We start from the raw sequence: 24,481 nt of genomic DNA on the forward strand, positions 1-24,481 counted from the left end.
GCCGGGATAATGGCTGACGTGGCCCATTCCGACGTACGCATCAACCCCAGCATCCTCGCCGCCGACTTCGTGAACATGCAGGCCGAGCTCGCCCGCATCGCGTCGGCGGACTTCGTCCACGTCGATGTGATGGACAACCACTTCGTCCCCAACCTGACGTTCGGCCCGCAGATGGTCGAGCGCATCCAGGCGACCAGTCCGGTGCCGCTCGACGTGCACCTCATGATCAGCGACGCCGACCGGTGGGCGCCGGGCTACGCCGAGATCGGCGCGGCATCCGTCACCTTCCACCTCGAAGCGGCCGCCGAACCCGTCGCGCTCGCGCGGCGCCTGCGTGACATCGGGGCGCGCGCCGGTGTCGCCGTGAAGCCGGCGACCCCCGTCGAGCAGCTCTTCGACGTGCTCGACGAGTTCGACCAGATCCTCGTGATGACCGTCGAGCCCGGCTTCGGCGGGCAGAGCTTCATGGCCGACCAGATGCCGAAGCTCCGTCGCCTGGCCGACGAGGCGCGCCGGCGCGGGTCGCAGGTCTGGTTGCAGGTCGACGGCGGTATCGGCGAGTCGACCATCGCGCAGGCGGCGGAGGCCGGGGCCGACACGTTCGTGGCGGGCTCCGCGGTGTTCGGCGCCGAGGACCCCGGCGCGGCGATCCGCGCCCTCCGGTCGGCCGCGGCATCCGCTCACCGGCACTGACGGCCTCGTCACGGGAACCGGACCGCGGCGCCGTGCCGGTACCCTGGATGGTGTGAAGACCTTCGACGGACTGTTCTCCGAGCTGACCGAGACGGCGCAGACCCGTCCCAAGGGATCCGGAACCGTCGCGCAGCTCGACCGGGGCGTCCACGCGATCGGCAAGAAGATCGTCGAAGAGGCGGCCGAGGTCTGGATGGCCGCCGAATACCAGTCCGACGCCGAGACGGCCGAGGAGATCTCGCAGCTGCTGTACCACCTGCAGGTGCTGATGCTCGCGAAGGGGCTGACGCTCGAGGACGTGTACCGACATCTCTGATCGGTCCTTCCCGCCGTCCGCATACCTCCACACCGAAAGACGTTCCATGCTGCGCATCGCCGTCCCCAACAAGGGCATGCTCGCCGAGACCACGGCGGGGATGCTCGCCGAAGCCGGGTACACCGGCCGACGTGACCCCAAGGACCTTCACGTCATCGACCCCGTCAACGACGTCGAGTTCTTCTACCTCCGTCCGAAGGACATCGCGACCTACGTCGGTTCCGGCGCGCTCGACGTCGGGATCACCGGCCGCGACCTGCTGCTGGACGCCCGGATGCCGGGGGCCCGCGAGATCGAGCAGCTCGGCTTCGGCGGCTCGACGTTCCGATTCGCCGGTCCTCCGGGACGCTTCACCGAGCTCTCCGACCTCGATGGTCTGCGTGTCGCGACGGCCTACCCGGGCCTCGTCGACGGCTACCTCGACGAGCACGGCGTGGCTGTGGACCTCGTGCCCCTCGACGGAGCGGTCGAGTCCGCCGTGCAGCTGGGGGTGGCGGATGCCGTCGCCGACGTCGTCTCGACGGGGACGACGCTCCGCCAGGCCGGGCTCGAGATCTTCGGCCCCGTCCTGCTCGAGTCCGAGGCGGTCCTCATCGGCGCCCCGACCGAGGCGCCCGGCACCGAGACGCTGCTGCGGCGCCTGCGCGGCGTGATGGTCGCCCGCCGCTACGTGCTCATCGACTACGACCTGCCGGCGCACCTCGTCGATCAGGCGGTCGCGCTGACCCCGGGCATCGAGTCCCCGACGATCTCGCCGCTGCGCGACCCGGAGTGGGTGGCCGTGCGCGTTATGAGCCCGCGCAAGACCGTGAACCAGGTCATGGACGCGCTGTACGAGATCGGCGCCCGCGCGATCCTCGTGACGGCGATCCACAACGCGAGGCTCTGACGTGTCGCTCGTCTGCCGGGTCATCCCGTGCCTCGACGTGGCCGCCGGCAAGGTCGTGAAGGGCGTCAACTTCGAGAACCTGCGCGAGATGGGCGACCCCGTCGAACTCGCCCGCCGGTACTACGAGCAGGGTGCGGACGAGATCACCTTCCTCGACGTCACCGCGACCGTCGACGCGCGCGACACGACCTACGACGTCGTGCAGCGCACCGCCGAGCAGGTCTTCATCCCACTCACGGTCGGCGGCGGCGTGCGCTCGGCCGAGGACGTCGCCCGCCTCCTCGGCGTCGGTGCCGACAAGGTCGGCGTGAACTCGGCGGCCATCGCGCGGCCGGAGCTCCTCGGCGAGATCGCTGACCGGTTCGGCGCGCAGGTGCTCGTCCTGTCGCTCGACGTCAAGCGCGCACCGCACACTGCCTCCGGGTTCGCCGTCACGACCCACGGCGGCCGCACCCTGACCGACCTCGACGCGCTCGCCTGGGCGCGTGAGGCGATCGAGCGCGGTGCGGGCGAGCTCCTCGTCAACTCGATCGACGCGGACGGTACGAAGGACGGTTTCGACCTCGAGCTCGTCGCCCTCATGCGCGAGGTCTCGTCCGTGCCCGTGATCGCCTCGGGCGGCGCCGGCGACGCGGCGCACTTCGCCCCGGCGATCGAGGCCGGCGCCGACGCGGTGCTCGCGGCATCCGTCTTCCACTCCGGCCAGCTGACCGTCGGCGACGTGAAACAGGCCCTCGCGGCCTCGGGTGTGGAGGTGCGGCGATGACCGGATCGATCGACGAACGCCTGGCGCGGGTCGTCTACAACGCCGACGGCCTCGTGCCCGCGATCGTGCAGCAGCACGACACGCGCGAGGTCCTCATGCTGGGGTGGATGGATGCCGAGGCCCTCCGCCGCACGCTGACCGAGGGTCGCGTGACGTTCTGGTCGCGGTCCCGGCAGGAGTACTGGCGCAAGGGCGACACCTCCGGCCACGCGCAGTTCGTCCGCGGCGTGCGCCTCGACTGCGACGGCGACACCCTCCTCGTGAGCGTCGAGCAGGTCGGGGCCGCCTGCCACACCGGCGACCGCACGTGCTTCGACGCCGACGACCTCGACCCCGTGATCGGAGAGTTCTCGTGAGCGAGGCCACCGCGCGCCGGATGCGGCTGTCCGCCGTGCTGGCGATCCTCCTCGGCGGCGCGGTCGGCATCATCGGGTCGACCCAGACCTGGCTGAACGCGACCTTGAACGACGGCTCGCAGCTCGCGGTCCCGGTCCCCGGCGCCGACGCGCTGGCGGTGCTCGCGCCGCTCAGCCTCGCCGCGCTCGCGCTCGGCCTCGCGCTCACGATCGTCGGGCGTGCGCTCCGCTACGTCTTCGCGGTCGTCGCGATCGGCCTGGGGGCGGGGCTCGGCGGGGGCTCGTACCGCATCGCAGCGGAGCAGCCCATCGACGCCGTCGCAGGGCCGGTGACGGATGCCACGGGCCTCAGCGGCGCGCAGGGTATCTCCGGCATCGTGTCCGGGATCACGGCGACGCCCTGGCCCGGGGTGACGGCCGCGGCATCCGTCCTCATCGTGCTGGGCGGCGTCCTCATCCTCGCGACCGCCCACCGGTGGAGCGCCGGCGGCCGCAAGTACCGCACGACGGGGGCCGCGGGGACCGGCCCCCGCGACAGCATCGATTCCTGGGACGACCTGTCCCGCGGTGAGGATCCGACGAGCTGACGCGTCCGGGGCGGGGGGAGGGTGCCCGCCCCGCTAGACTGGTGGTGCGGCTCCGGCCGCCCCGAACCTGCATGCGAAGGAGAACAATGAGCGGCATCGAGGACCCCGGCCACGGACACTCCCCGGCGGCATGGACGACGGTCGTCATCATGCTCATCGCCCTGACGATCGGCACCGTTTTCTTCTTCCTCGAGATGCCGCTCATGGTCTGGCTCTCGGTCGTCCTGCTGGTCATCGGCCTCATCGTCGGCTACATCATGACCAAGGCGGGCTACGGCGTCGGCGGATCCAAGACCGTCTCGAAGCAGCACTGACGTGCTCGCCGACCTGACGGCCGGCGCGGTGGAGGATGCACGGGAGCGGGAGACCGTCCGCCCCCTGGCCGTGGTGGAGAAGCTCGCGCTCGCGCAGCCTGCCGCCATCGATGCGCTGGCCGCTCTCGCCCCCGCCGACAGCGTCAAGATCATTGCCGAGGTCAAGCGCGCGAGCCCGTCGCGCGGTGATCTCGCTGACATCCCCGATCCCGCGCTGCAGGCGCGTCGCTACGAGATCGGGGGAGCGTCCGCGATCTCGGTGCTCACCGAGGGGCGCAAGTTCAAGGGTTCGCTCGCCGACCTCGAGTCGGTGCGGGCAGCCGTCACCCTCCCGGTGCTCCGCAAGGACTTCATCGCGACGCCGTACCAGGTGTTCGAGGCCCGCGCCGCCGGCGCCGACCTCGTTCTCCTCATCGTGGCGGGTCTCGAGCAGCGCGTGCTGGCCGAGCTGTACGACCTCGTCGTCGAACTCGGCATGACGCCGCTCGTCGAGACCCATTCCGCCGAAGAGGTCGCGCGCGCGGGCGACATCGGCGCGCGCCTGGTGGGTGTCAACGCCCGCAACCTCTCCACCTTCGAGCTCGACCGGGACCTCTTCGGCCGGCTCGCCCCCGAGCTGCCGGACGGCGTGATCAAGATCGCCGAGTCCGCCGTGCTCTCACCCGCCGACGTCGCCCATTACCACGGCGCCGGCGCCGACGTCGTCCTGATCGGCGAAGCGCTCGTCACGAACGACCCCGTGTCGACGCTCGCCGCCTTCCTGGAGGCAGGCTCATGAGTCTTCGCGCAGTGAACGGTCCCTTCTTCGGCGAGTTCGGCGGGCGATACATGCCCGAGTCGCTGATCGCGGCGATCGACGAGCTCACGGCGGTCTACGAGGACGCGAAGGCCGACCCCGCCTTCGCGGCCGAGTTCGCCCGCTTGCTGAACGTCTACGCGGGGCGGCCCTCCGCCCTCACCGAGGTGCCACGGTTCGCCGAGCACGCCGGCGGCGCACGCATCTTCCTCAAGCGCGAGGACCTCAACCACACCGGGTCGCACAAGATCAACAACGTGATCGGTCAGGCGCTCATCACGCAGAAGCTCGGCAAGAAGCGGGTCATCGCCGAGACCGGCGCCGGCCAGCACGGCGTCGCCACCGCGACCGCCGCCGCGCTGTTCGGCTTCGAGTGCACGATCTACATGGGCGAGGTCGACACCGAGCGCCAGGCCCTCAACGTCGCTCGGATGCGGCTGCTGGGCGCTGAGGTCGTGCCGGTCACGACCGGCTCCCGCACCCTCAAGGACGCCATCAACGAGGCGTACCGCGACTGGGTCGCCTCGGTCGAGACGACCAACTACATCTTCGGCACCGCCGCGGGCCCGCACCCGTTCCCCGCGATGGTGCGCGACTTCCAGAAGGTCATCAGCGAGGAGGCGCGTCAGCAGCTCCTCAACGAGACCGGCCGCCTCCCCGACGCCGTCATCGCGTGCGTCGGCGGCGGGTCGAACGCGATAGGCATGTTCGACGCGTTCCTCGACGACGAAGGCGTCGCGCTGTACGGAGTGGAAGCTGCCGGTGACGGCGTCGACACGCCGAAGCACGCGGCGTCCATCGAACGCGGCCGTCCCGGCATCCTCCACGGTGCGAAGACCTTCGTCCTGCAGGACGAGGACGGGCAGACGACCGAGTCGCACTCGATCTCCGCCGGCCTCGACTACCCGGGCGTCGGGCCCGAGCACGCGTGGCTCGCGAGCATCGGCCGCGCGCAGTACATCCCCGCGACCGACACCGAGGCCATGGAGGCGCTGCGCCTGCTGAGCCGCACCGAGGGCATCATCCCCGCGATCGAATCGGCGCACGCCCTCGCCGGCGCACTCCGCATCGGCCGCGAGCTCGGTCCGGACGCGATCCTCGCCGTCAACCTCTCCGGCCGCGGCGACAAGGACATGGACACCGCCGCGCGCTGGTTCGAGCTGTACGACGCCGACAAGGAGCCCGTCGAGATCCCGGCCGACCCCGAGCACGGCAGCGGCGAAGGGGTCGAGCTGTGACCTCGCGCGTCGCCGCCGCGATCGCCGCCGCGAAGGAATCCGGTCGGGGCGCGTTCGTCGGCTACCTCCCGATCGGATACCCCGACCTGCAGACGAGCATCGACGCCGCCGTGGCCCTGGCCGACAACGGCGCGGACATCCTCGAGCTCGGCCCGCCTTACTCCGACCCCGTCATGGACGGCGTCGTCATCCAGGAGGCCACGCAGGCCGCCCTCGCGGCGGGCTTCCGCTTCCGCGACACGTTCACGGCCGTCCGCGCCATCGCCGAACGCGTCGATGTGCCGATCGTCGTCATGACGTACTGGAATCCCGTGTTCCAGTACGGCGTGGACCGGTTCGCCGACGACCTCGCCGCCGCCGGCGGTGCGGGACTCATCACCCCCGACATCACGCCCGACGCAGCGGCCGAGTGGATCGCCGCGTCCGAGCGCACCGGGCTCGATCGCATCTTCCTCGCGGCACCATCCTCGACCGACGAGCGCATCAGGATGATCGCCGAGCACTCCACCGGTTTCGTGTACACCGTCTCGACGATGGGCATCACGGGGGAGCGGACGGAATTGGATGCCGCGGCCCGCGCCCTCGTCGATCGCCTGCGCGCGCACGGCGTCGAGAACGCCTGCGTCGGCATCGGCATCTCGACGGCCGACCAAGTCGACGGTGTCCTCGACTACGCCGACGGCGCCATCGTGGGCACCGCGCTCGTGCGCGCGCTCCGCGACGGCGGTGTGGACGGCCTCGCCGCGACGACCCGTGAGCTGTCCCGCGGCGCAGGTCCGCGTCCGGGCACCGCGTAGACTCGCCGTCGTGACTTCTGCAGCCCTCTCCGTCGTCGCGAGCATCCCCAGCCCGCCGATCAACTCGTTCCAGCTCGGCCCACTGACGATTTACTTCTACGCCCTCTGCATCCTCGCGGGCATCGTGGTGGCCACGTTCTGGACCAACCGCCGTCTGACCAAGCGCGGCGCGGAGCCGTGGGTCGTCATCGACATCGCGCTGCTCGCGGTGCCGCTGGCCATCATCGGCGCACGCATCTTCCACGTCCTCACGCACCCGGGGTTCTACTTCGGCGAGGACAAGGACCTGTGGGCGATCTTCCGCATCTGGGAGGGCGGCATCGCCATCTTCGGCGCCCTGATCGGCGGCGCCGTGGGTGCGTGGCTCGGCTGCAAGTGGAGCGGCATCCGCTTCTGGACCTTCGCCGACGCGCTCGCGCCCGCGCTCCTGCTGGCGCAGGCGTTCGGCCGCTTCGGCAACTGGTTCAACCAGGAGCTCTACGGCCTGCCCACCGACCTGCCGTGGGGCCTGGAGATCAGGTACCCGAACCCGGCCTGGCCGGCGGGTCTGCCCGAAGGCACCCTCTTCCACCCGACCTTCCTCTACGAGGTCATCTGGAACGTCATGGGTGTGATCATCATCGCCGCGGCGGGTCGCCGCTTCCGGCTGCAGTGGGGTCGCCTGTTCGGCCTGTATCTCGTGTGGTACTCCGCCGGCCGCATCGCGTGGGAGTCCATCCGCATCGATCCGAGCGAGGTCTTCCTCGGCCTGCGCACGAACGTGTGGGCATCGTTCCTCGGCGTCGTCGTGGGTCTGGTCATCATGATCGTGCAGAAGCGCCGGCACCCCGGGTTCGAGCCGTCGCCGTATCAGCCGGGACGCGAATGGACGCCTCCGGGCGCGGTACACTCGCAGGGAACCGATGACTTCGTCGACGTGAGCGCACCCCCCGCGTCCGAAGAATCCTCCGACTCGGCCACAAGCTCAGTCACCACCCGATAGCACCGCAGGGCCGACGTCGTCCCAGGTTGAGCACCCATGTGAGGACGGTAGGCATGCCCTCGAGCTCCCGTCACGAAGACACCACGACCCGGTCGGCCGGGACCATCACCGGTGGTTCGTTCCCTGCGAAACAGGGGATGTACAACCCGGCGTTCGAAAAGGACGCCTGCGGTCTGGCGATGGTCGCGACGCTGCGCGGTGAGGCGGGCCACGACATCGTGGACCTCGCCCTCACCGCGCTGCGCAACCTCGAGCACCGCGGCGCGATCGGGTCGGATGCCGGTACCGGTGACGGCGCCGGCATCCTGACGCAGATGCCCGACGCGTTCCTGCGCGCGGTGGTCGACATCGACCTGCCGCCCGTGGGGGAGTACGCCGCGGGTCTCGCGTTCCTCCCGACGGACCACGACGAGCGCGCGGCCCAGAAGAGCGCGATCGAGGCGATCGCGCGGAGCGAGGGCCTCACCGTCCTCGGCTGGCGCGTGGTGCCGACGGCCGACGAGAACCTCGGCAAGCTGGCGTTCCACGCCCGTCCGGCCTTCGAGCAGCTGTTCGTGTCGCGGCCGGCGGTCGGCGACGCGCCGGCGCTGTCGGGCATCGCGCTCGACCGGCGGACCTACCGCCTCCGCAAGCGCGCCCAGCACGAGCTGGACGCCTACTTCGTCTCGCTCTCGAGCCGCACCCTCGGCTACAAGGGCATGGTCACGACCCTGCAGCTCGAGCCGTTCTACCCGGACCTGCAGGACGAGCGGTTCGCGACCGAGCTCGCCGTCGTCCACTCGCGGTACTCCACCAACACGTTCCCATCGTGGCCGCTCGCGCAGCCGCTGCGCATGCTGGCGCACAACGGTGAGATCAACACCGTCAACGGCAACCGCAACTGGATGCGGGCGCGTCAGTCGCAACTCGAGTCCGAGCTGCTCGGCGACATCCGTCCGCTCCTGCCGATCTGCAGCCCGGGCCAGAGCGACTCGGCCTCGTTCGACGAGGTGCTCGAGCTGCTGACGCTGACCGGGCGCAGCCTGCCGCACGCCATCATGATGATGGTGCCCGAGGCTTACGAGAAGCAGGCCGACATCCCGGCCGACCTGCGCGCCTTCTACGAGTACCACTCGATGCAGATGGAGCAGTGGGACGGTCCGGCCGCCCTCATCTTCACCGACGGCTCGCTCGTGGGGGCGACGCTGGACCGCAACGGTCTGCGTCCGGGTCGGTGGACCGAGACCACCGACGGACTCGTCGTCATCGGCAGTGAGACCGGTGTGCTCGACTTCGAGCCCGAGCGCATCAAGCGCCGCGGCCGGTTGCAACCCGGGCGCATGTTCGTCGTCGACACGGCCCAGGGCCGCATCGTCGAGGACGACGAGATCAAGCGCGACCTCGCCACCCTCCACCCCTGGCAGGAGTGGCTCGACGAGGGTCGCGTGCGCCTCAAGGACCTCCCCGAGCGCGAGCACATCGTGCACCCCATCGCCTCGATCACGCGCCGCCAGCGCACCTTCGGTTACACCGAGGAGGAGGTCCGCATCCTCCTGACGCCGATGGGCCAGACGGGCGCCGAGCCGCTGGGAGCGATGGGCTCCGACACGCCCATCGCCGTCCTCAGTGAGCGTCCCCGCCTGCTGTTCGACTACTTCGTGCAGCAGTTCGCCCAGGTGACGAACCCGCCGCTGGACTCCATCCGTGAAGAGGTCGTCACCTCGCTCGGGCTCGGCCTCGGTCCCGAGCGCAACCTGCTGGCATCCGGACCGGACCACACCCGTGTCATCACGCTCGACTTCCCGGTCATCGACAACGACGAACTCGCGAAGCTGCAGAACATCGACCGCGCCTTGCCCGGTCGGCGCTCCATCACGATCCGCGGTCTCTACCGCGCCGACGACGACGCGGACTCGCTCCGTGCGCGCCTCGACGAGATCAACGCCGAAGTGGATGCCGCCATCGCCGACGGTGTCGAGTTCATCATCCTCAGCGACCGCGACTCCACCTCGGACCTGGTTCCGATCCCGTCCCTGCTGACGCTCTCGTCGGTGCACCACCACCTCATCCGCAACGAGAACCGCATGAAGGTCGGTCTCGTCGTCGAGGCCGGTGATGTGCGCGAGGTGCACCACGTCGCGACCCTGATCGGCTACGGCGCGTCGGCGGTCAACCCGTACCTCGCGATGGAGACGGTCGAGTACCTCGTCCGCGCCGGATACATCACCGGTGTCGAGCCCGAGAAGGCCGTCCGGAACCTGATCTACGCGCTCGGCAAGGGCGTGCTGAAGATCATGTCGAAGATGGGCATCTCGACGGTGTCCTCGTACGCGGGAGCGCAGGTCTTCGAGGCCGTCGGCCTGTCGCAGGAGTTCGTCGACACCTACTTCACCGGCACCGAGACGAAGCTCGGCGGAATCGGGATCGAGGAGATCTCGCGCGAGAACCTGGCCCGTCACGAGTTCGCCTACCCTGCGGACCAGGCCGCCCGTGCGCACGAGCGGCTGTGGACCGGTGGCGAGTACCAGTGGCGTCGCGACGGCTCGCCGCACCTCTTCAACCCCGATACGATCTTCCGTCTGCAGCACGCGACGCGGACCCGTCGGTACGACATCTTCCGCGAGTACACCCACCTGATCGACGAGCAGGCCGCCGAGCTCAAGACGCTCCGCGGACTGTTCCGCCTCAAGACCGGGGTGCGTCCGGCGGTGCCGATCGACGAGGTCGAGCCGGTGTCCTCGATCGTCAAGCGCTTCTCGACGGGCGCGATGAGCTACGGCTCGATCTCGAAGGAGGCGCACGAGACCCTCGCGATCGCGATGAACCGTCTCGGCGCGAAGTCCAACACGGGTGAAGGCGGCGAGGACGTCGATCGTCTGCTCGACCCCGAGCGGCGCAGCTCCATCAAGCAGGTCGCGTCGGGACGCTTCGGTGTCACGAGCATGTACCTGACGCACGCCGACGACATCCAGATCAAGCTCGCCCAGGGCGCCAAGCCCGGCGAAGGCGGTCAGCTGCCCCCCGGCAAGGTGTACCCGTGGATCGCCCGCACGCGCGGCGGCACCCCGGGCGTCGGCCTGATCTCGCCGCCGCCGCACCACGACATCTACTCGATCGAAGACCTCAAGCAGCTCATCTTCGACCTGAAGCGCGCCAACCCGTCCGCGCGGGTGCACGTCAAGCTCGTGAGCCAGTCGGGCATCGGCGCGGTCGCGGCCGGCACCGCGAAGGCGCTGGCCGACGTCATCCTCGTCTCCGGTCATGACGGGGGGACGGGCGCGAGCCCGCTCAACTCCCTCAAGCACGCGGGCACCCCGTGGGAGCTCGGTCTTGCGGAGACGCAGCAGACGCTGATGATCAACGACATGCGCGGCCGCGTCGTCGTGCAGGCCGACGGTCAGCTCAAGACCGGGCGCGACGTGCTCATCGCCGCGCTCCTGGGCGCCGAGGAGTTCGGTTTCGCGACGAGCGCGCTCGTGGTGGAGGGGTGCATCATGATGCGCGTCTGCCACCTCGACACCTGCCCCGTGGGTGTCGCGACGCAGAACCCCGAGCTGCGCAAGCGCTTCACGGGCAAGGCGGAGCACGTCGTCAACTTCATGGAGTTCATCGCCCAGGAGGTCCGCGAGTACCTCGCCGAGCTCGGCTTCCGCTCGATCGACGAGGCCGTGGGGCACACCGAGGTCCTCGACGTGCAGCCCGCCGTCGACCACTGGAAGGCGCACGGCCTCGACCTGTCGCCCATCCTGCGGGGTCCCGCCTTCTCCGACGACGCGCCGCGACGCCGGGTGCAGGAGCAGGAGCACGAGCTCGAGGAGCACTTCGACGTCGCCCTGCTCGACCGGGCGCGCGACGTCGTCGAGCACGGCGGCCACCTGACGATCGACCTGCCGGTGCGCAACACCGAGCGCGCCGTCGGCACGATGCTCGGCCACCACGTCACCAAGGTGCACGGCGAGAACGGTCTGCCCTCCGGCACGATCGAGGTCAACCTGACCGGGTCGGCGGGGCAGTCCTTCGGCGCGTTCCTCCCGTCGGGGATCGCGCTGCGCCTGGAGGGCGACTCGAACGACTACGTCGGCAAGGGACTCTCCGGCGGCGAGATCGTCGTCCGGCCGCCGCGTGCGGCGACCTTCGACGCGTCGAAGAACGTCATCGCCGGCAACGTCATCGGCTACGGCGCGACGCGGGGCTCGATGTTCCTGCGCGGCGTGGTCGGCGAGCGGTTCCTCGTCCGCAACTCCGGCGCGACCGCGGTCGTCGAGGGTGTCGGCGACCACGCGCTCGAGTACATGACCGGGGGACTCGCCGTCATCCTCGGCCCGACCGGGCGCAACCTCGGGGCGGGCATGTCGGGCGGTTCGGCCTACATCTACCGGCTCGACCGGGCGCTCATCAACCGCGAGGCGCTCGCGACCGGCGAACTCGAGCTGCTCGAGCTGGGTGCCGGCGACGTCGAGATCCTCCGCGACCTGCTGAGCCGTCACACCGAGGAGACCGGATCGGACCTCGCCGAGCGACTGCTCGCGAACCTCGACACCGAGGTCGCGAACTTCACTCGGGTCCTGCCGCGGGACTACGCGGCCGTTCTGAAAACCCGCCAAGAGGCGGCCGCTGAGGGGCTCGACCCCGACAGCGACGTCGTCTGGACCCGCATCCTGGAGGTGACCGGTGGCTGATCCGAAGGGCTTCCTCAAAGTCACCGAGCGCGAGCTGCCGCCGCGCCGGCCCGTTCCCGTCCGCATCATGGACTGGAAGGAGGTGTACGAGCAGGGCGACCAGGCCGTGCTCCGCCGACAGGCCGGCCGCTGCATGGACTGCGGCGTACCGTTCTGCCACCAGGGCTGCCCGCTCGGCAACCTCATCCCGGAGTGGAACGACCTCACGTGGCGCGGCGAGGGTCGTGCGGCCATCGAGCGGCTGCACGCGACGAACAACTTCCCCGAGTTCACGGGTCGACTGTGCCCGGCCCCCTGCGAGAGCTCCTGCGTGCTCGGCATCAACCAGCCGGCCGTCACGATCAAGCAGATCGAGGTCTCGACGATCGACGAGGCCTTCGCCAACGGCTGGGTCGAGGCCGAGCCCCCCGGGCGCCTCACCGGCAAGACGGTCGCGGTCGTCGGCTCGGGGCCCGCGGGTCTCGCCGCCGCTCAGCAGCTGACCCGCGCCGGTCACACCGTGGCCGTGTACGAGCGCGACGACCGCATCGGCGGTCTGCTGCGCTACGGCATCCCGGACTTCAAGATGGAGAAGCGACACCTCGAGACGCGCCTGCGTCAGATGCGCGACGAGGGCACCCGCTTCCGCGCGGGGGTCGAGATCGGCAAGGACCTGTCGTGGGCGGACCTGCGCGCCCGCTACGACGCGGTCGTCGTCGCCACCGGCGCCACCGTTCCGCGCGACCTGGCGATCCCCGGGCGCGACCTCGACGGGGTGCACTTCGCCATGGAGTACCTCGTCGAGTCCAACAAGGCCGTCGCGGGCGACCAGGTTGCCCACCAGATCCACGCCGAGGGCAAGCACGTCGTCGTCATCGGAGGTGGCGACACCGGTGCGGACTGCATCGGCACCGCTCACCGCCAGGGCGCGCTGAGCGTCACCAACCTCGCGATCGGCAAGCAGCCGCCGGAGTCGCGGCCGGACCACCAGCCGTGGCCCATGATGCCCACGATCTTCGAGGTCGCCTCGGCGCACGAAGAGGGCGGCGAACGCTCCTACCTCGCCTCGACGGTCGAGTTCCTCGGCAACGAGGCGGGCGAGGTGCGTGCCCTGCGCGTGGCCGAGACCGAGTTCGTCGACGGCCGCCGCGTCCCCAAGAGCGGGACCGAGCGCGAGATCCCCGCCGACCTCGTCCTCATCGCGATGGGCTTCACCGGCCCCGAACGCACCGCCCTCGAGGAGCAGCTCGGCACGGTGTTCGACACGCGCGGCAACGTCGAGCGTGCCGATGACTGGCAGTCGACCGCCCCGGGCGTGTTCGTGGCGGGGGATGCCGGGCGTGGCCAGTCCCTCATCGTCTGGGCGATCGCGGAGGGACGCGCGGCCGCTTCGGCTGTCGACGAGTACCTCATGGGGTCGACCAGCCTCCCGGCGCCGGTCCGTCCGACCGACGTCGCGATCGGTCTCCCGCACGCCTAGGCTGGAACCGATCCCAGATCCCGAATCACTACCCGACGGAGCTATTTCTGTGAGACGCGCGAAGATCGTCGCCACGCTGGGTCCCGCCACCGAGAGCTATGAGATGGTCCGCGCGATCATCGACGCCGGTGTGGACGTGACCCGCTTCAACCTCAGCCACGGCGACTACGCCGACCACGACGCCCGACTGGCCAACGTCCGGAAGGCGTCGGACGACGCCGGCCGTGCCGTCGCCGTCCTCGTGGACCTTCAGGGACCGAAGATCCGTCTCGGTCGCTTCGCCGAAGGCCCCCACTTCCTCGCCGTGGGCGACGTCTTCAAGATCACGACCGAGGACATCGCGGGCACGAAGGAGATCGTCGGCACGACCTTCAAGGGGCTGCCCGACGACGTGAAGAAGGGTGACTTCCTCCTGATCGACGACGGCAAGGTCCGCGTCCAGGTCACCGGTGTCGAGGGCCCCGTCGTCACGACGGAGGTCATCGTCGCGGGCTACGTGTCGAACAACAAGGGCATCAACCTGCCCGGTGTCGCCGTCAACGTCCCGGCTCTCTCCGAGAAGGACGAGGCCGACCTCCGCTGGGGTCTGCGGGCCGGTGCCGACATCATCGCCCTCTCGTTCGTGCGCAACGCCGCCGACGTGACGCGCGTGCACGAGATCATGGCGGAGGAGGGACGCAAGGTCCCCGTCATCGCCAAGATCGAGAAGCCGCAGGCGGTCGACGCGCTCGAGGAGATCATCGACGCGTTCGACGGCATCATGGTCGCCCGCGGCGACCTGGGCGTCGAACTCCCGCTGGAGGCGGTGCCCATCGTGCAGAAGCGCGCGGTCGAGCTCTGCCGCCGCATGGCCAAGCCCGTCATCGTCGCGACGCAGATGCTCGAGACGATGATCGAGAACCCGGTCCCCACCCGCGCCGAGACGAGCGACGTCGCCAACGCCGTCCTCGACGGTGCGGACGCCGTCATGCTCTCGGGCGAGACGAGCGTCGGCAAGCACCCCGTCGGCGTCGTCGAGACGATGGCGCGCATCATCGATGCCACCGAGACCCACGGGCTCGAGCGCATCCCGCCGCTGACGGCCAAGCCCCGCACGCAGGGTGGCATCATCACCCTCGCTGCCAACGAGGTGGCCGAGTTCGTCGAGGCGAAGTTCATCTGCCTGTTCACCGAGTCGGGAGACACCGCCCGCCGCATGTCGCGGTTGCGCCCCGGCATCCCGATGCTGGCGTTCGCGATCGACCCGGCGATCCGTCGCCGTATGGCGATCACGTGGGGCATCCAGTCGGCCCTCGTCGAGCATGTGGCACACACGGACCTCATGTTCCTGCAGGTCGACGACTACTTCCTCTCGCGCGGCCTCCTCGAGGAGGGCGACAAGGTCGTGGTCATCTCCGGTTCCCCTCCCGGGATCATCGGGGCGACCAACGACATCCGCATCCACAAGATCGGCGACGCCGTCCACGGCAAGGCACCGATCTACAAGGCGGAGAGCTGACGCCTCACGGTCGTCGGAAGCGGGCAGTCCTTCGGGACTGCCCGCTTTCTAGCACTCGGGATGCCGCGGCGGAAGGCCCCCGGCCGGAGATTCCGGCGGGCGTAGGGTCGGGCGGAAAGTAGTCACCACCCGATCGCAGGAGGTCATCATGGGGTTCTTCGGTTTTCTGATCCTGGGGCTCATCGCCGGCGCCATCGCCAAGCTGATCCTTCCGGGCAAGCAGGGCGGGGGCTGGTTCGTCACGCTCATCCTGGGCGTCGTCGGAGCGCTTTTGGGAGGGTGGCTGGGCAGCGTGCTGTTCAACGCGCCCCTCGAAGAGTTCTTCAGCATCCAGACGTGGCTGCTCGCCATCGGCGGCTCGCTCATCGTCCTGCTGATCTACGGCCTGATCGTCGGCCGTCGTCGGACCACCTGACGACGCGGAGAACACGGAACGGCGCCCCTGCGGGGGCGCCGTTCCGCTGTGGTGCCGGTGGTGGGAGTCGAACCCACACGCCCTTTCGGGCAACCGAGTTTGAGTCGGTCGCGTCTGCCATTCCGCCACACCGGCGCGAGCCTCAACGACGATACCGCAGGATGGCGGGTCGCCCTGGCCTAGGATGGACGGGTGACTGAGCAGGAACCCTCCACCGCCCCCCAGGCTGCCCCGGCTCCCCGACGCGTCGTCGTCGCGGAGGACGAGTCGCTGATCCGCCTCGACATCGTCGAGATCCTGCGTGACAGCGGCTTCGACGTCGTCGGCGAGGCGGGCGACGGTGAGACCGCCGTCCAGCTGGCCACCGAGCTGCGTCCCGACCTCGTCATCATGGACGTGAAGATGCCGATCCTCGACGGGATCAGCGCGGCGGAGAAGCTCAGCAAGAACCACGTGGCCCCCGTGGTCCTTCTCACGGCCTTCAGTCAGAAGGAGCTCGTCGAGCGGGCGAGCGAGGCGGGCGCCCTCGCCTACGTCGTGAAGCCGTTCACCCCGAACGACCTCCTGCCGGCCATCGAGATCGCCCTCGCACGCTACGAGCAGATCATCACGCTCGAGGCCGAGGTCGCCGACATGGTCGAGCGCTTCGAGACCCGCAAGCTCGTCGACCGCGCCAAGGGCCTGCTCAACGAGAAGATGGGCCTGTCCGAGCCCGAGGCCTTCCGCTGGATCCAGAAGGCGTCGATGGACCGCCGACTGACCATGCAGGACGTCGCGAAGGCGATCATCGAGCAGCTCGCGCCCAAGAAGTCCTGACGCGGTCGCCGTGATCGACGAGCTCGATCTCCCGGTCGACCTCGCCTCGCGTCGCGGGTCGGTCACGCTTCGCGGTGCGGAGGAGGGCGACCTCGACGCGATCATCGTGCTGCTGTCGGACGACCCCGTGAGCGCGGGACGCGGCGACGTCGCGGCATCGGATGACCGCCCGCTTTATCTGCGGGGGCTGCGGCGCATCCTCGCCGCGGAGGGCAACGACCTGCTCGTCGTCGAGCGCGAGGGTCGCATCGTCGGGACGATGCAGCTGACCGTGGTGCCGGGCATGGCGCGGCGGGGGAGCACACGCCTCATGGTCGAGGCCGTGCGTGTCGCCGGCTCGCAGCGCTCGGGCGGGATCGGAGCCGCGATGATGACGTGGGTCACCGACGTCGCGGCGCGTGCCGTAGGCGCGTCCCTCGTCCAGCTCACGTCGGATGCGGCGCGCACCGAGGCGCACCGGTTCTACACGCGGCTGGGCTTCGTCGACTCGCACATCGGCTTCAAGTACCCCGTCTCGCGCTGAGCCGGGTCAGGATGCCGGCCGGTCCCGCACCATGTTGGTGATCCGGACCGTCGAACACCGCCTGCCCCGGTCGTCGGTCACCACGATCTCGTGCACCGTGAGGCTGCGGCCGAGATGCAGCGGGGTGCACACGCCCGTCACCCAGCCCTCCGTCGCGGAGCGGGTGTGGGTCGCATTGATGTCGATGCCGACGGCGAGGCGCCCCGGTCCCGCGTGCAGGTTGGCGTGCATCGATCCGAGCGATTCGCCGAGCACGACGTAGGCGCCGCCGTGCAGGAGACCGACCGGCTGGGTGTTGCCGGCCACCGGCATCCGTGCCACCGCCTTCTCGAGGGTGAACTCGACGAGCTCGATCCCCATCTTGTCGGCGAGGGCGCCGAGGCCGCGCTCTTTCGCCCAGCTCAGGCCGTCGCCGGCGGAAAGGGCATCGGGGGAGGGGGCGTTCTCGGACATGGCTCGAACCTCGGCTTCGGGTGGCGCCGACCCGGCGCCGATGCGGGGGAGTCGATGTCGCACGCCCGAACTAGGCTGGCTGGGTGAGCGACTCCGCACAGCCTACTCTGCTCGTCGTCGACGGCCACTCGCTGGCCTACCGGGCGTTCTTCGCGCTCCCGGTCGACAACTTCTCTACCAAGGACGGCCAGCACACCAACGGCATCTACGGCTTCTTGTCGATGTTCGTGAACCTCGTGAAGGCCGAACGTCCCACGCACCTCGCGGTCGCGTTCGACACCTCGCGGCAGTCGTTCCGCACCCGCGTCTACGAGGAGTACAAGGCGAACCGGTCCGAGTCGCCGGCCGAGTTCAAGGGGCAGATCCCGCTGCTGCAGGACTGCCTCGCGGCGATGGGCGTGCCGGTCCTCACGAAGGAGGACGTCGAGGCCGACGACATCCTCGCGACGCTCGCGACCCAGGGTGTCGAGAGCGGCTTCCAGGTGCTCGTGTGCTCGGGCGATCGCGACACGATTCAGCTCGTCACCGACGACGTGACGCTGCTCTACCCGAGCGTGCAGGGGGTCTCGCAGCTGAAGCGCTACACCCCGGACGCCGTCGTCGAGAAGTACGGCCTGCCGCCCGAGAACTACCCCGACATCGCGGCGCTCGTCGGCGAGACGAGCGACAACCTCCCCGGCGTCCCCAAGGTCGGCGAGAAGACGGCCGTCAAGTGGCTCACGCAGTTCGGGTCGCTCGACGAACTGCTGAACCGCGCCGACGAGATCAAGGGGGTCGTCGGCGGCAACCTCCGCGAGCACCTCGACGACGTCCGCCGCAACCGTCAGCTCAACGCCCTCCTGCGCGACGTCGAGCTCGAGCTCACCCCGCAGGACCTCGCCGTCCAGCCCATGGACACGCAGGCGGTCCGCGACATCTTCGCCCGCCTGGAGTTCCGGACCCTCCTGCCACGCGTCTTCGACGCGTTCGGTGCGGACGCCGAGCCGCCGGCTCCCGAGGTGGCGGCCCCCGAACCGCAGGAGACGGATGCCGCGACCCTCGCGGCGTGGCTGGCGGAGCAGAGCGGCGAGCTCGCCCTCACCGTCGCGGTCACGGGCGGGCTCCCGACCCGCGTCGGCGTCGCGACGACGGATGCGGTGCGCGAGACCGCGTGGGATGAGTCCGCCCGCACCGCGCTCGCCCCGTGGCTCGAGGGCGACGCGCCGAAGGTGATGGTCGACGCGAAGCCGCAGGTGAAGGCGCTGCGCCGGGCGGGCGTGCGCCTCGGCGGGCTCGCGTTCGACGTCCTCCTCGCCGGGTGGCTGCTGCGGCCGAGCCTGCCCGACAAGAACCTCGCGGACCTCGTCGACCGCTACCTCGACGAGAAGCTCCCCGAGGCCGACCCGTCGCAGCTGGTGCCCGAGACCGAGGGCGCGACCCCGGGTCAGCTCGCCTGGTTCGCCCTGCGCGTCGCGGCCGCCGAGCGGGTGGAACTCCCGGCATCCGTCTCCGCGGTGCTGACCGACATCGAGCTCCCGACCCTCGACGCCCTGGCCGACATGGAGCTCGCGGGCGTCTCGGTCTCGCGCGACAAGCTGTCGGGTTTCTCGGGTGAGCTCGCCGCCCGCGCCGACGCGATCGCGCAGGACGCGTACGCGATCATCGGGCGCGAGGTGAACCTCGGCTCGCCGAAGCAGTTGCAGGAGGTGCTGTTCGACCAGCTCGAACTGCCGAAGACCCGCAAGACCAAGACCGGGTACTCGACGGATGCCGCGGTCCTTGCCGACCTGCAGGACACCCACCCGCACCCGTTCCTCGGCCTGCTGCTGCAGCACCGCGAGGCCACGAAACTGCGCCAGATCATCGAGTCGCTGACGGTCGGAATCGCCGACGACGGCCGCATCCACACGACCTACGTCCAGACCGGCAGCCAGACGGGGCGGCTCTCGAGCACGGATCCGAACCTGCAGAACATCCCGATCCGCAACGAGGAGTCGCGCCGGATCCGCGCGGCGTTCGAGGTCGGGGCGGGGTACGAGACCCTCCTGACGGCCGACTACTCGCAGATCGAGATGCGCATCATGGCGCACCTGTCCGGCGACCCCGGCCTCATCGAGGCGTTCAACTCGGGCGAGGACCTGCACCGGTTCGTGGGCGCCCGCGTGTTCGGCGTCGAGCCCGCCGAGGTGACGGCTCCGATGCGGACCAAGGTCAAGGCGATGTCCTACGGGCTCGTCTACGGCCTCAGCGCGTTCGGCCTGTCGAAGCAGCTGCGCATCGAGCAGTCCGAGGCGAAGCAGCTCATGCTCGAGTACTTCGCGCGGTTCGGCGCCGTGCGGGACTACCTGCGGTCCTCGGTCGAGCAGGCCCGCATCGACGGGTACACCGAGACGATCTTCGGTCGCCGCCGCCCGTTCCCCGACCTGACGAGCCCCAACCGGGTGCTCCGCGAGAACGCCGAGCGGGCCGCGCTCAACGCTCCCATCCAGGGCAGCGCCGCGGACATCATGAAGATCGCCCTCGTCGAGATCCACCAGGACCTCCTCGATCAGGGTCTCGGCTCACGCGTGCTGCTGCAGATCCACGACGAACTCGTCGTCGAGGTGGCCACGGGGGAGTGGGATGCCGTGGAGCAGATCGTCCGCACGCGCATGGGCGACGCGGCCGACCTCTCGGTGCCGCTCGAGGTGCAGATCGGCCGGGGCGGCGACTGGGACGAGGCGGCTCACTGACGCGGAGCGTGCGACGCTCTACGCTCGGAGGATGACCGACGCACAACGCACACCCACTCCGATCGACACGATCGCGGACCGCTGGGTGGACACGCTGGCCGAACTCTCCCCGAGCCTCGCGACCTACATCGGGCGCACGGAGCACAACGGCCGACTGGACGACTACTCGCCCGCCGGGCACGAGCGTCTGGCCGCCGCTGCAGCCGAGACGCTCCGCGCGCTCGACGCTGCGGACGCGGTCGACGACGTCGACGAGGTCACGAAGATGGACCTCTCGGCCGAGCTGGGGCTCCACCTCGACCTCCACGCGGCGAAGTCGCACCTGCGCGACCTGAACGTCATCGCGTCGCCGTCGCAGGACATCCGCTCCGTCTTCGATCTGATGCCGACCGACACGGTCGACGACTGGTCGGTCGTCGCCACACGCCTCGCCGCCATCCCGGGGGCCCTCGCCGGTTACGTCGAGACACTCCGACAGGGCATCTCGGAGGGTGTCGTCCCCGCGCAGCGGCAGGTCCGGGAGGTCGTGACGCAGATCGCGCGCTACACGAGCGACACGGGCTTCTTCGCGTCCTTCGTCGGTGAGGCCGCGCCCGCCGAAGGGCACCTCCCCGCCTCGCTGGCCCGCGACCTCGCCGACAACGCCGGCGCCGCGCGGGTCGCCTACGATCAGCTCGCCGCATTCCTGCGCGACGAGCTGGTACCCGTCGCGTCCGAGACCGACGCCGTCGGCCGGGAGCTCTACGCCCTCCACTCCCGCAGCTTCCTGGGTGCGACGATCGACCTCGACGAGACCTACGAGTGGGGGGTCGAGGAACTGGCCCGCATGGTCGCCGAGCAGGAGGCCATCGCGAACGAGATCAAGAGCGGCGCCACCGTCGAGGAGGCGGTCGCCTTCCTCGAGCAGGACGAGAGCCGCAAGCTCCACGGCACCGAGGCTCTGCAGGCCTGGATGCAGGAGACCAGCGACCGGGCCGTCGAAGAACTCGGCCGCACGCACTTCGACATCCCCGAGCCGATCCGTCGCCTCGAGTGCATGATCGCCCCCACGAACGAGGGCGGTATCTACTACACCGGGCCCACCGACGACTTCTCGCGGCCCGGCCGCATGTGGTGGTCGGTCCCCGAGGGCGTCGACTCGTTCGACACCTGGCGGGAACTCACGACCGTCTACCACGAGGGCGTCCCCGGGCATCACCTGCAGATCGCCCAGGCCGTCTACAACCGCGCAGAGCTCAACTCGTGGCGTCGACTCCTGGCGGGCTCGAGCGGCCACGCCGAGGGCTGGGCGCTCTATGCCGAACGCCTGATGGCTGAGCTCGGCTACCTCGACGACCCGGCCGACCGCCTCGGGATGCTCGACGGTCAGCGGATGCGCGCCGCCCGTGTCGTCCTCGACATCGGCGTGCACCTCGGCAAGCCGCGTCTGGACGGCACCGGGGTGTGGGATGCCGACTACGCGCTCGAGTTCATGCGTCGCAACGTCAACATGTCGGACGAGTTCATCCGCTTCGAGGTGAACCGCTACCTCGGCTGGCCCGGCCAGGCCCCGTCGTACAAGGTCGGCCAGCGTATCTGGGAGCAGATCCGCGACGAGGCGGCGCAGCGCGGGGGCGCCGACTTCGACATCAAGCAGTTCCACATGCGGGCACTCCGCCTCGGCGGCGTCGGTCTCGACACGTTGCGGGCCGCTCTGCGCGACGACTGAGCGACGCGGACAGACGAACGGGGATGCCGGGAATAGCCGGCATCCCCGTTATCGTTCATTCAGCTGAATGAAAGGGGCGGACATGACCGCAGTGGAGCTGGGCCTCGACACCTTCGGGGACATCACCGTCGACGAGCGGGGCGAGCGCGTGTCGGGCGCGCAGGCGATCCGCAACCTGCTGGCGCAGGCGGAACTCGCCGATCAGGTGGGGGTCGACTTCATCGGGGTCGGGGAGCACCACCGCGCCGAGTACGCCGTCTCGAGCCCCGAGATCGTGCTGTCCGCGATCGCCGCGCGCACCGAACGGATCCGGGTCGGGACGGCCGTGACCGTCCTCTCCAGCGACGACCCGGTACGCGTCTACGAGCGCTTCGCGACGCTCGCGGCGATCTCCGAGGGGCGCGCTGAGGTGATCCTCGGGCGCGGGTCGTTCATCGAGTCCTTCCCGCTCTTCGGCTTCGACCTGTCGGACTACGAGACGCTCTTCGAGGAGCGGCTCGAGCTGTTCTCGCTCCTGCGCCAGGAGAAGCCGGTGACGTGGCAGGGGACGACCCGCCCCGCACTGCAGCAGGCGGACGTCTTCCCGAAGACCGAGGCGGGCATACGCGCCTGGGTAGGCGTGGGGGGATCCCCCGAATCGGTGATCCGCACCGCGCGCTACGGGTACGGCCTCATGCTCGCCATCATCGGCGGCCCGGCCGCGCGCTTCCGCCCGTACGTGGACCTCTACCACCGAGCGATCGGCGAGCTCGGCACCGAGGCGCAGCCCATCGGCATCCACTCGCCCGGTCACATCGCCGACACCGACGAACAGGCGTGGGAGGAGGCGTACCCGGGCTTCGAGGCGCAGAACAACACGATCGGCCGCGACCGCGGCTGGCCGCCGTACAGCCGGATGCGGTTCCAGCACGAGATCGGACCCGAGGGGTCGATCTACGCCGGCTCGCCCGAGACCGTCGCGCGGAAGATCGCCGACACGGTGAGGACCCTGGGGGCCGGCCGCTTCGACCTGAAGTACGCCAACGGCACCCTCGGCCACGACAAGCTCATGCGCTCGGTCGAGCTCTACGGCACGAAGGTCATCCCACTCGTGCGCGAGATGCTCGGCGAGTGACCCGGGCGCGGCCCCGGCCCTCATACGATGCAGGGATGACCTCGACCTCGACCGGCACGCTGACCGCCCGTCTCGATCGGCTGCCGTTCACGCGCACCCACCTGCGCGTCCTCACCGGATCGGGAACGGGCTGGGCGCTCGACGCGATGGACGTCGGGCTCATCTCCTTCGTGATCGCGGCCCTCGTGGAGCAGTGGCAGCTGTCGACCTCGCAGACGTCGTGGATCGCCTCGGCGGGCTTCGCCGGCATGGCGGTCGGCGCCACCGTCGGCGGACTGCTCGCCGACCGCATCGGACGCCGCTCCGTCTTCGCGCTGACGCTCCTCGTCTATGGCATCGCGACGGGCGCGAGTGCGCTCGCGGGCGGTCTCGTCGCGCTCATCGCGCTGCGTTTCGTCGTCGGCCTGGGTCTCGGCGCCGAACTGCCCGTGGCGAGCACCTACGTGAGCGAGTTCGCACCGGCACGGATGCGGGGACGCACCATCGTCGTGCTCGAGGCGTTCTGGGCGGTCGGGTGGACGGCCTCCGCGCTCATCGGGTACCTCGTGATCCCGACGGCCGCGGAGGGGTGGCGGTGGGCGCTCGCGATCGGCGCGATCCCCGCGGTCTACGCGCTCGTCGTGCGCTGGGGGCTGCCGGAGTCGCCGCGCTGGCTCGCCTCCCGCGGGCGGACGGCGGACGCCGAACGGGTCGTGGCGGGGCTCGAGTCCTCTCCCGCGGTGTTCGGACGCCTCGCTCCGGCCGCGGTCGACGTGGTCGAGGCGCCGGCCGCTCCGGCCACGACCGTGGCGATGCGGCTCCGAGGACTCTGGGCGCCGGGGATGCGGCGACGCACCGCTGCGCTATGGGCCGTGTGGTTCTGCGTGAACTTCTCCTACTACGGCGCGTTCATCTGGATCCCGACGCTCCTCGTCTCGCAGGGGTTCGGTCTCGTGCGCAGCTTCGAGTTCACCCTCATCATCACGCTCGCCCAGGTACCGGGGTACGCGGTCGCCGCCTGGCTCATCGAGGTGTGGGGCCGCCGCGCGACACTGTCGGTCTTCCTCGCGGGCTCCGCGGTGGCGGCGATCGTGTTCGGCCAGGCCACGACCGTGCCCATGATCCTCGGGGCCGGGATGGCGCTGTCCTTCTTCAACCTGGGCGCGTGGGGCGCCCTGTACGCCGTCACCCCCGAGACCTATCCGACGTCGCTGCGCGCGACGGGCGCGGGCTGGGCCGCCGGCATCGGCCGGATCGCGTCGATCCTGGCGCCGCCTGCCGTGCCCGCACTTCAGGCGATGGGCGGCGTCCCGGTGGTCTTCGTCGTCCTCAGCGCGTTCTTCGCCGTCGCCGCCGCGGCGACGTGGGGGCTCGCCGAGTCCCGCGGGCGGAGCCTCGCCGAGTGAGCGCGTC

General features: G+C 70.1%; 22 protein-coding genes and 1 tRNA gene. 21 read left to right on the plus strand and 2 right to left on the minus strand.

Annotated features, from left to right (window positions below):
- Positions 1–9: 9 nt before the first annotated feature.
- The 15 genes from rpe to ACPEH2_RS09390 all read left to right on the plus strand — a co-directional run bounded on the left by rpe (position 10) and on the right by ACPEH2_RS09390 (position 15,764).
- A complete protein-coding gene (rpe, locus tag ACPEH2_RS09320; protein WP_217531899.1) occupies positions 10–693 on the plus strand; it encodes a ribulose-phosphate 3-epimerase in 684 nt (227 codons plus the stop codon).
- Between the two features lie 52 nt (positions 694–745).
- Complete coding sequence (locus tag ACPEH2_RS09325; protein ID WP_359918702.1) at positions 746–1,009, plus strand: phosphoribosyl-ATP diphosphatase; 264 nt, start codon at positions 746–748, stop codon at positions 1,007–1,009.
- A gap of 46 nt (positions 1,010–1,055) precedes the next feature.
- A complete protein-coding gene (gene hisG / locus ACPEH2_RS09330) occupies positions 1,056–1,898 on the plus strand; it encodes an ATP phosphoribosyltransferase (protein WP_217531897.1) in 843 nt (280 codons plus the stop codon).
- A 1-nt stretch (position 1,899) separates the two neighbouring features.
- Positions 1,900–2,664: an imidazole glycerol phosphate synthase subunit HisF gene (hisF, locus tag ACPEH2_RS09335; RefSeq protein ID WP_064002053.1), complete on the plus strand. Its 765-nt coding sequence runs from the start codon at positions 1,900–1,902 to the stop codon at positions 2,662–2,664.
- Entirely contained in the window at positions 2,661–3,020 is a 360-nt protein-coding gene (gene hisI / locus ACPEH2_RS09340; RefSeq protein ID WP_359918700.1) for a phosphoribosyl-AMP cyclohydrolase, read from the plus strand. The genes hisF and hisI overlap by 4 nt, the downstream gene beginning before the upstream one ends.
- Positions 3,017–3,607, plus strand: a complete 591-nt coding sequence (locus tag ACPEH2_RS09345) for a Trp biosynthesis-associated membrane protein (protein ID WP_359918698.1) — start codon at positions 3,017–3,019, stop codon at positions 3,605–3,607. The genes hisI and ACPEH2_RS09345 overlap by 4 nt, the downstream gene beginning before the upstream one ends.
- Positions 3,608–3,693: 86 nt before the next feature.
- The gene (locus ACPEH2_RS09350) at positions 3,694–3,921 is read left to right on the plus strand and encodes a DUF6704 family protein (RefSeq protein WP_217531891.1); all 228 of its coding nucleotides are present in this window, start codon (positions 3,694–3,696) and stop codon (positions 3,919–3,921) included.
- Position 3,922: 1 nt separating this feature from the next.
- Positions 3,923–4,699 carry an indole-3-glycerol phosphate synthase TrpC gene (gene trpC / locus ACPEH2_RS09355; RefSeq protein ID WP_359918696.1) on the plus strand — a complete coding sequence of 259 codons (777 nt, stop codon included), beginning with the start codon at positions 3,923–3,925 and terminating at the stop codon, positions 4,697–4,699.
- Complete coding sequence (trpB, locus tag ACPEH2_RS09360; RefSeq protein ID WP_359918694.1) at positions 4,696–5,955, plus strand: tryptophan synthase subunit beta; 1,260 nt, start codon at positions 4,696–4,698, stop codon at positions 5,953–5,955. Before trpC ends, trpB begins: the two co-directional genes overlap by 4 nt.
- Positions 5,952–6,752: a tryptophan synthase subunit alpha gene (gene trpA, locus ACPEH2_RS09365; RefSeq protein ID WP_217531885.1), complete on the plus strand. Its 801-nt coding sequence runs from the start codon at positions 5,952–5,954 to the stop codon at positions 6,750–6,752. Before trpB ends, trpA begins: the two co-directional genes overlap by 4 nt.
- 10 nt (positions 6,753–6,762) lie before the next feature.
- Positions 6,763–7,734 (plus strand): prolipoprotein diacylglyceryl transferase, encoded by a 972-nt coding sequence (gene lgt, locus ACPEH2_RS09370; protein WP_359918692.1) that lies wholly within the window; start codon positions 6,763–6,765, stop codon positions 7,732–7,734.
- 53 nt (positions 7,735–7,787) lie between these two features.
- On the plus strand, positions 7,788–12,392 hold the full coding sequence (gene gltB, locus ACPEH2_RS09375; protein WP_217531881.1) for a glutamate synthase large subunit: 4,605 nt from the start codon (positions 7,788–7,790) through the stop codon (positions 12,390–12,392).
- Positions 12,385–13,851 (plus strand): glutamate synthase subunit beta, encoded by a 1,467-nt coding sequence (locus ACPEH2_RS09380; protein ID WP_217531879.1) that lies wholly within the window; start codon positions 12,385–12,387, stop codon positions 13,849–13,851. Before gltB ends, ACPEH2_RS09380 begins: the two co-directional genes overlap by 8 nt.
- Positions 13,852–13,900: 49 nt before the next feature.
- Positions 13,901–15,349, plus strand: coding sequence for a pyruvate kinase (gene pyk / locus ACPEH2_RS09385; RefSeq protein ID WP_217531877.1), 1,449 nt, complete (start codon positions 13,901–13,903; stop codon positions 15,347–15,349).
- A gap of 148 nt (positions 15,350–15,497) precedes the next feature.
- A complete protein-coding gene (locus ACPEH2_RS09390) occupies positions 15,498–15,764 on the plus strand; it encodes a GlsB/YeaQ/YmgE family stress response membrane protein (protein WP_064002043.1) in 267 nt (88 codons plus the stop codon).
- Positions 15,765–15,813: 49 nt separating this feature from the next.
- Here the strand turns inward: ACPEH2_RS09390 and ACPEH2_RS09395 are convergent.
- Positions 15,814–15,899, minus strand: a tRNA-Leu gene (locus ACPEH2_RS09395).
- A 57-nt stretch (positions 15,900–15,956) separates the two neighbouring features.
- Between ACPEH2_RS09395 and ACPEH2_RS09400 the strand changes: the two genes are divergently transcribed.
- Both ACPEH2_RS09400 and ACPEH2_RS09405 read left to right on the plus strand, forming a co-directional pair.
- Complete coding sequence (locus ACPEH2_RS09400) at positions 15,957–16,580, plus strand: ANTAR domain-containing response regulator (RefSeq protein WP_064002042.1); 624 nt, start codon at positions 15,957–15,959, stop codon at positions 16,578–16,580.
- Positions 16,581–16,590: 10 nt separating this feature from the next.
- Positions 16,591–17,103, plus strand: a complete 513-nt coding sequence (locus ACPEH2_RS09405; protein ID WP_359918689.1) for a GNAT family N-acetyltransferase — start codon at positions 16,591–16,593, stop codon at positions 17,101–17,103.
- Between the two features lie 6 nt (positions 17,104–17,109).
- On the opposite strand, the gene ACPEH2_RS09410 is transcribed toward ACPEH2_RS09405, so the two are convergent.
- Positions 17,110–17,556: a PaaI family thioesterase gene (locus ACPEH2_RS09410; RefSeq protein ID WP_359918687.1), complete on the minus strand. Its 447-nt coding sequence runs from the start codon at positions 17,554–17,556 to the stop codon at positions 17,110–17,112.
- A gap of 83 nt (positions 17,557–17,639) precedes the next feature.
- Here ACPEH2_RS09410 and polA point away from each other — a divergent pair, with 83 nt between their 5' ends.
- The 4 genes from polA (at position 17,640) to ACPEH2_RS09430 (ending at position 24,474) form a co-directional block, all read left to right on the plus strand.
- A complete protein-coding gene (gene polA / locus ACPEH2_RS09415) occupies positions 17,640–20,267 on the plus strand; it encodes a DNA polymerase I (RefSeq protein ID WP_359918685.1) in 2,628 nt (875 codons plus the stop codon).
- Between the two features lie 31 nt (positions 20,268–20,298).
- Positions 20,299–21,975, plus strand: a complete 1,677-nt coding sequence (locus ACPEH2_RS09420) for a DUF885 domain-containing protein (RefSeq protein ID WP_359918684.1) — start codon at positions 20,299–20,301, stop codon at positions 21,973–21,975.
- 82 nt (positions 21,976–22,057) lie between these two features.
- Positions 22,058–23,089, plus strand: a complete 1,032-nt coding sequence (locus tag ACPEH2_RS09425) for an LLM class flavin-dependent oxidoreductase (RefSeq protein ID WP_217531871.1) — start codon at positions 22,058–22,060, stop codon at positions 23,087–23,089.
- Positions 23,090–23,124: 35 nt separating this feature from the next.
- Complete coding sequence (locus ACPEH2_RS09430; protein ID WP_359918682.1) at positions 23,125–24,474, plus strand: MFS transporter; 1,350 nt, start codon at positions 23,125–23,127, stop codon at positions 24,472–24,474.
- Positions 24,475–24,481: the final 7 nt, after the last annotated feature.

This window comes from Microbacterium sp. NPDC064942, from assembly GCF_049545525.1.
GTDB lineage: Bacteria > Actinomycetota > Actinomycetes > Actinomycetales > Microbacteriaceae > Microbacterium > Microbacterium gawkjiense.

What these genes read in the sequence shown, in the direction of transcription:
- ACPEH2_RS09410 (WP_359918687.1), bottom strand. Translation starts at nt 17,556, where the DNA reads ATGTCCGAGAACGCCCCCTCCCCCGATGCCCTTTCCGCCGGCGACGGC.
- ACPEH2_RS09430 (WP_359918682.1), top strand. Translation starts at nt 23,125, where the DNA reads ATGACCTCGACCTCGACCGGCACGCTGACCGCCCGTCTCGATCGGCTG.
- rpe (WP_217531899.1), top strand. Translation starts at nt 10, where the DNA reads ATGGCTGACGTGGCCCATTCCGACGTACGCATCAACCCCAGCATCCTC.
- trpB (WP_359918694.1), top strand. Translation starts at nt 4,696, where the DNA reads ATGAGTCTTCGCGCAGTGAACGGTCCCTTCTTCGGCGAGTTCGGCGGG.
- ACPEH2_RS09425 (WP_217531871.1), top strand. Translation starts at nt 22,058, where the DNA reads ATGACCGCAGTGGAGCTGGGCCTCGACACCTTCGGGGACATCACCGTC.
- ACPEH2_RS09350 (WP_217531891.1), top strand. Translation starts at nt 3,694, where the DNA reads ATGAGCGGCATCGAGGACCCCGGCCACGGACACTCCCCGGCGGCATGG.
- hisI (WP_359918700.1), top strand. Translation starts at nt 2,661, where the DNA reads ATGACCGGATCGATCGACGAACGCCTGGCGCGGGTCGTCTACAACGCC.
- ACPEH2_RS09390 (WP_064002043.1), top strand. Translation starts at nt 15,498, where the DNA reads ATGGGGTTCTTCGGTTTTCTGATCCTGGGGCTCATCGCCGGCGCCATC.
- gltB (WP_217531881.1), top strand. Translation starts at nt 7,788, where the DNA reads ATGCCCTCGAGCTCCCGTCACGAAGACACCACGACCCGGTCGGCCGGG.
- ACPEH2_RS09420 (WP_359918684.1), top strand. Translation starts at nt 20,299, where the DNA reads ATGACCGACGCACAACGCACACCCACTCCGATCGACACGATCGCGGAC.
- hisG (WP_217531897.1), top strand. Translation starts at nt 1,056, where the DNA reads ATGCTGCGCATCGCCGTCCCCAACAAGGGCATGCTCGCCGAGACCACG.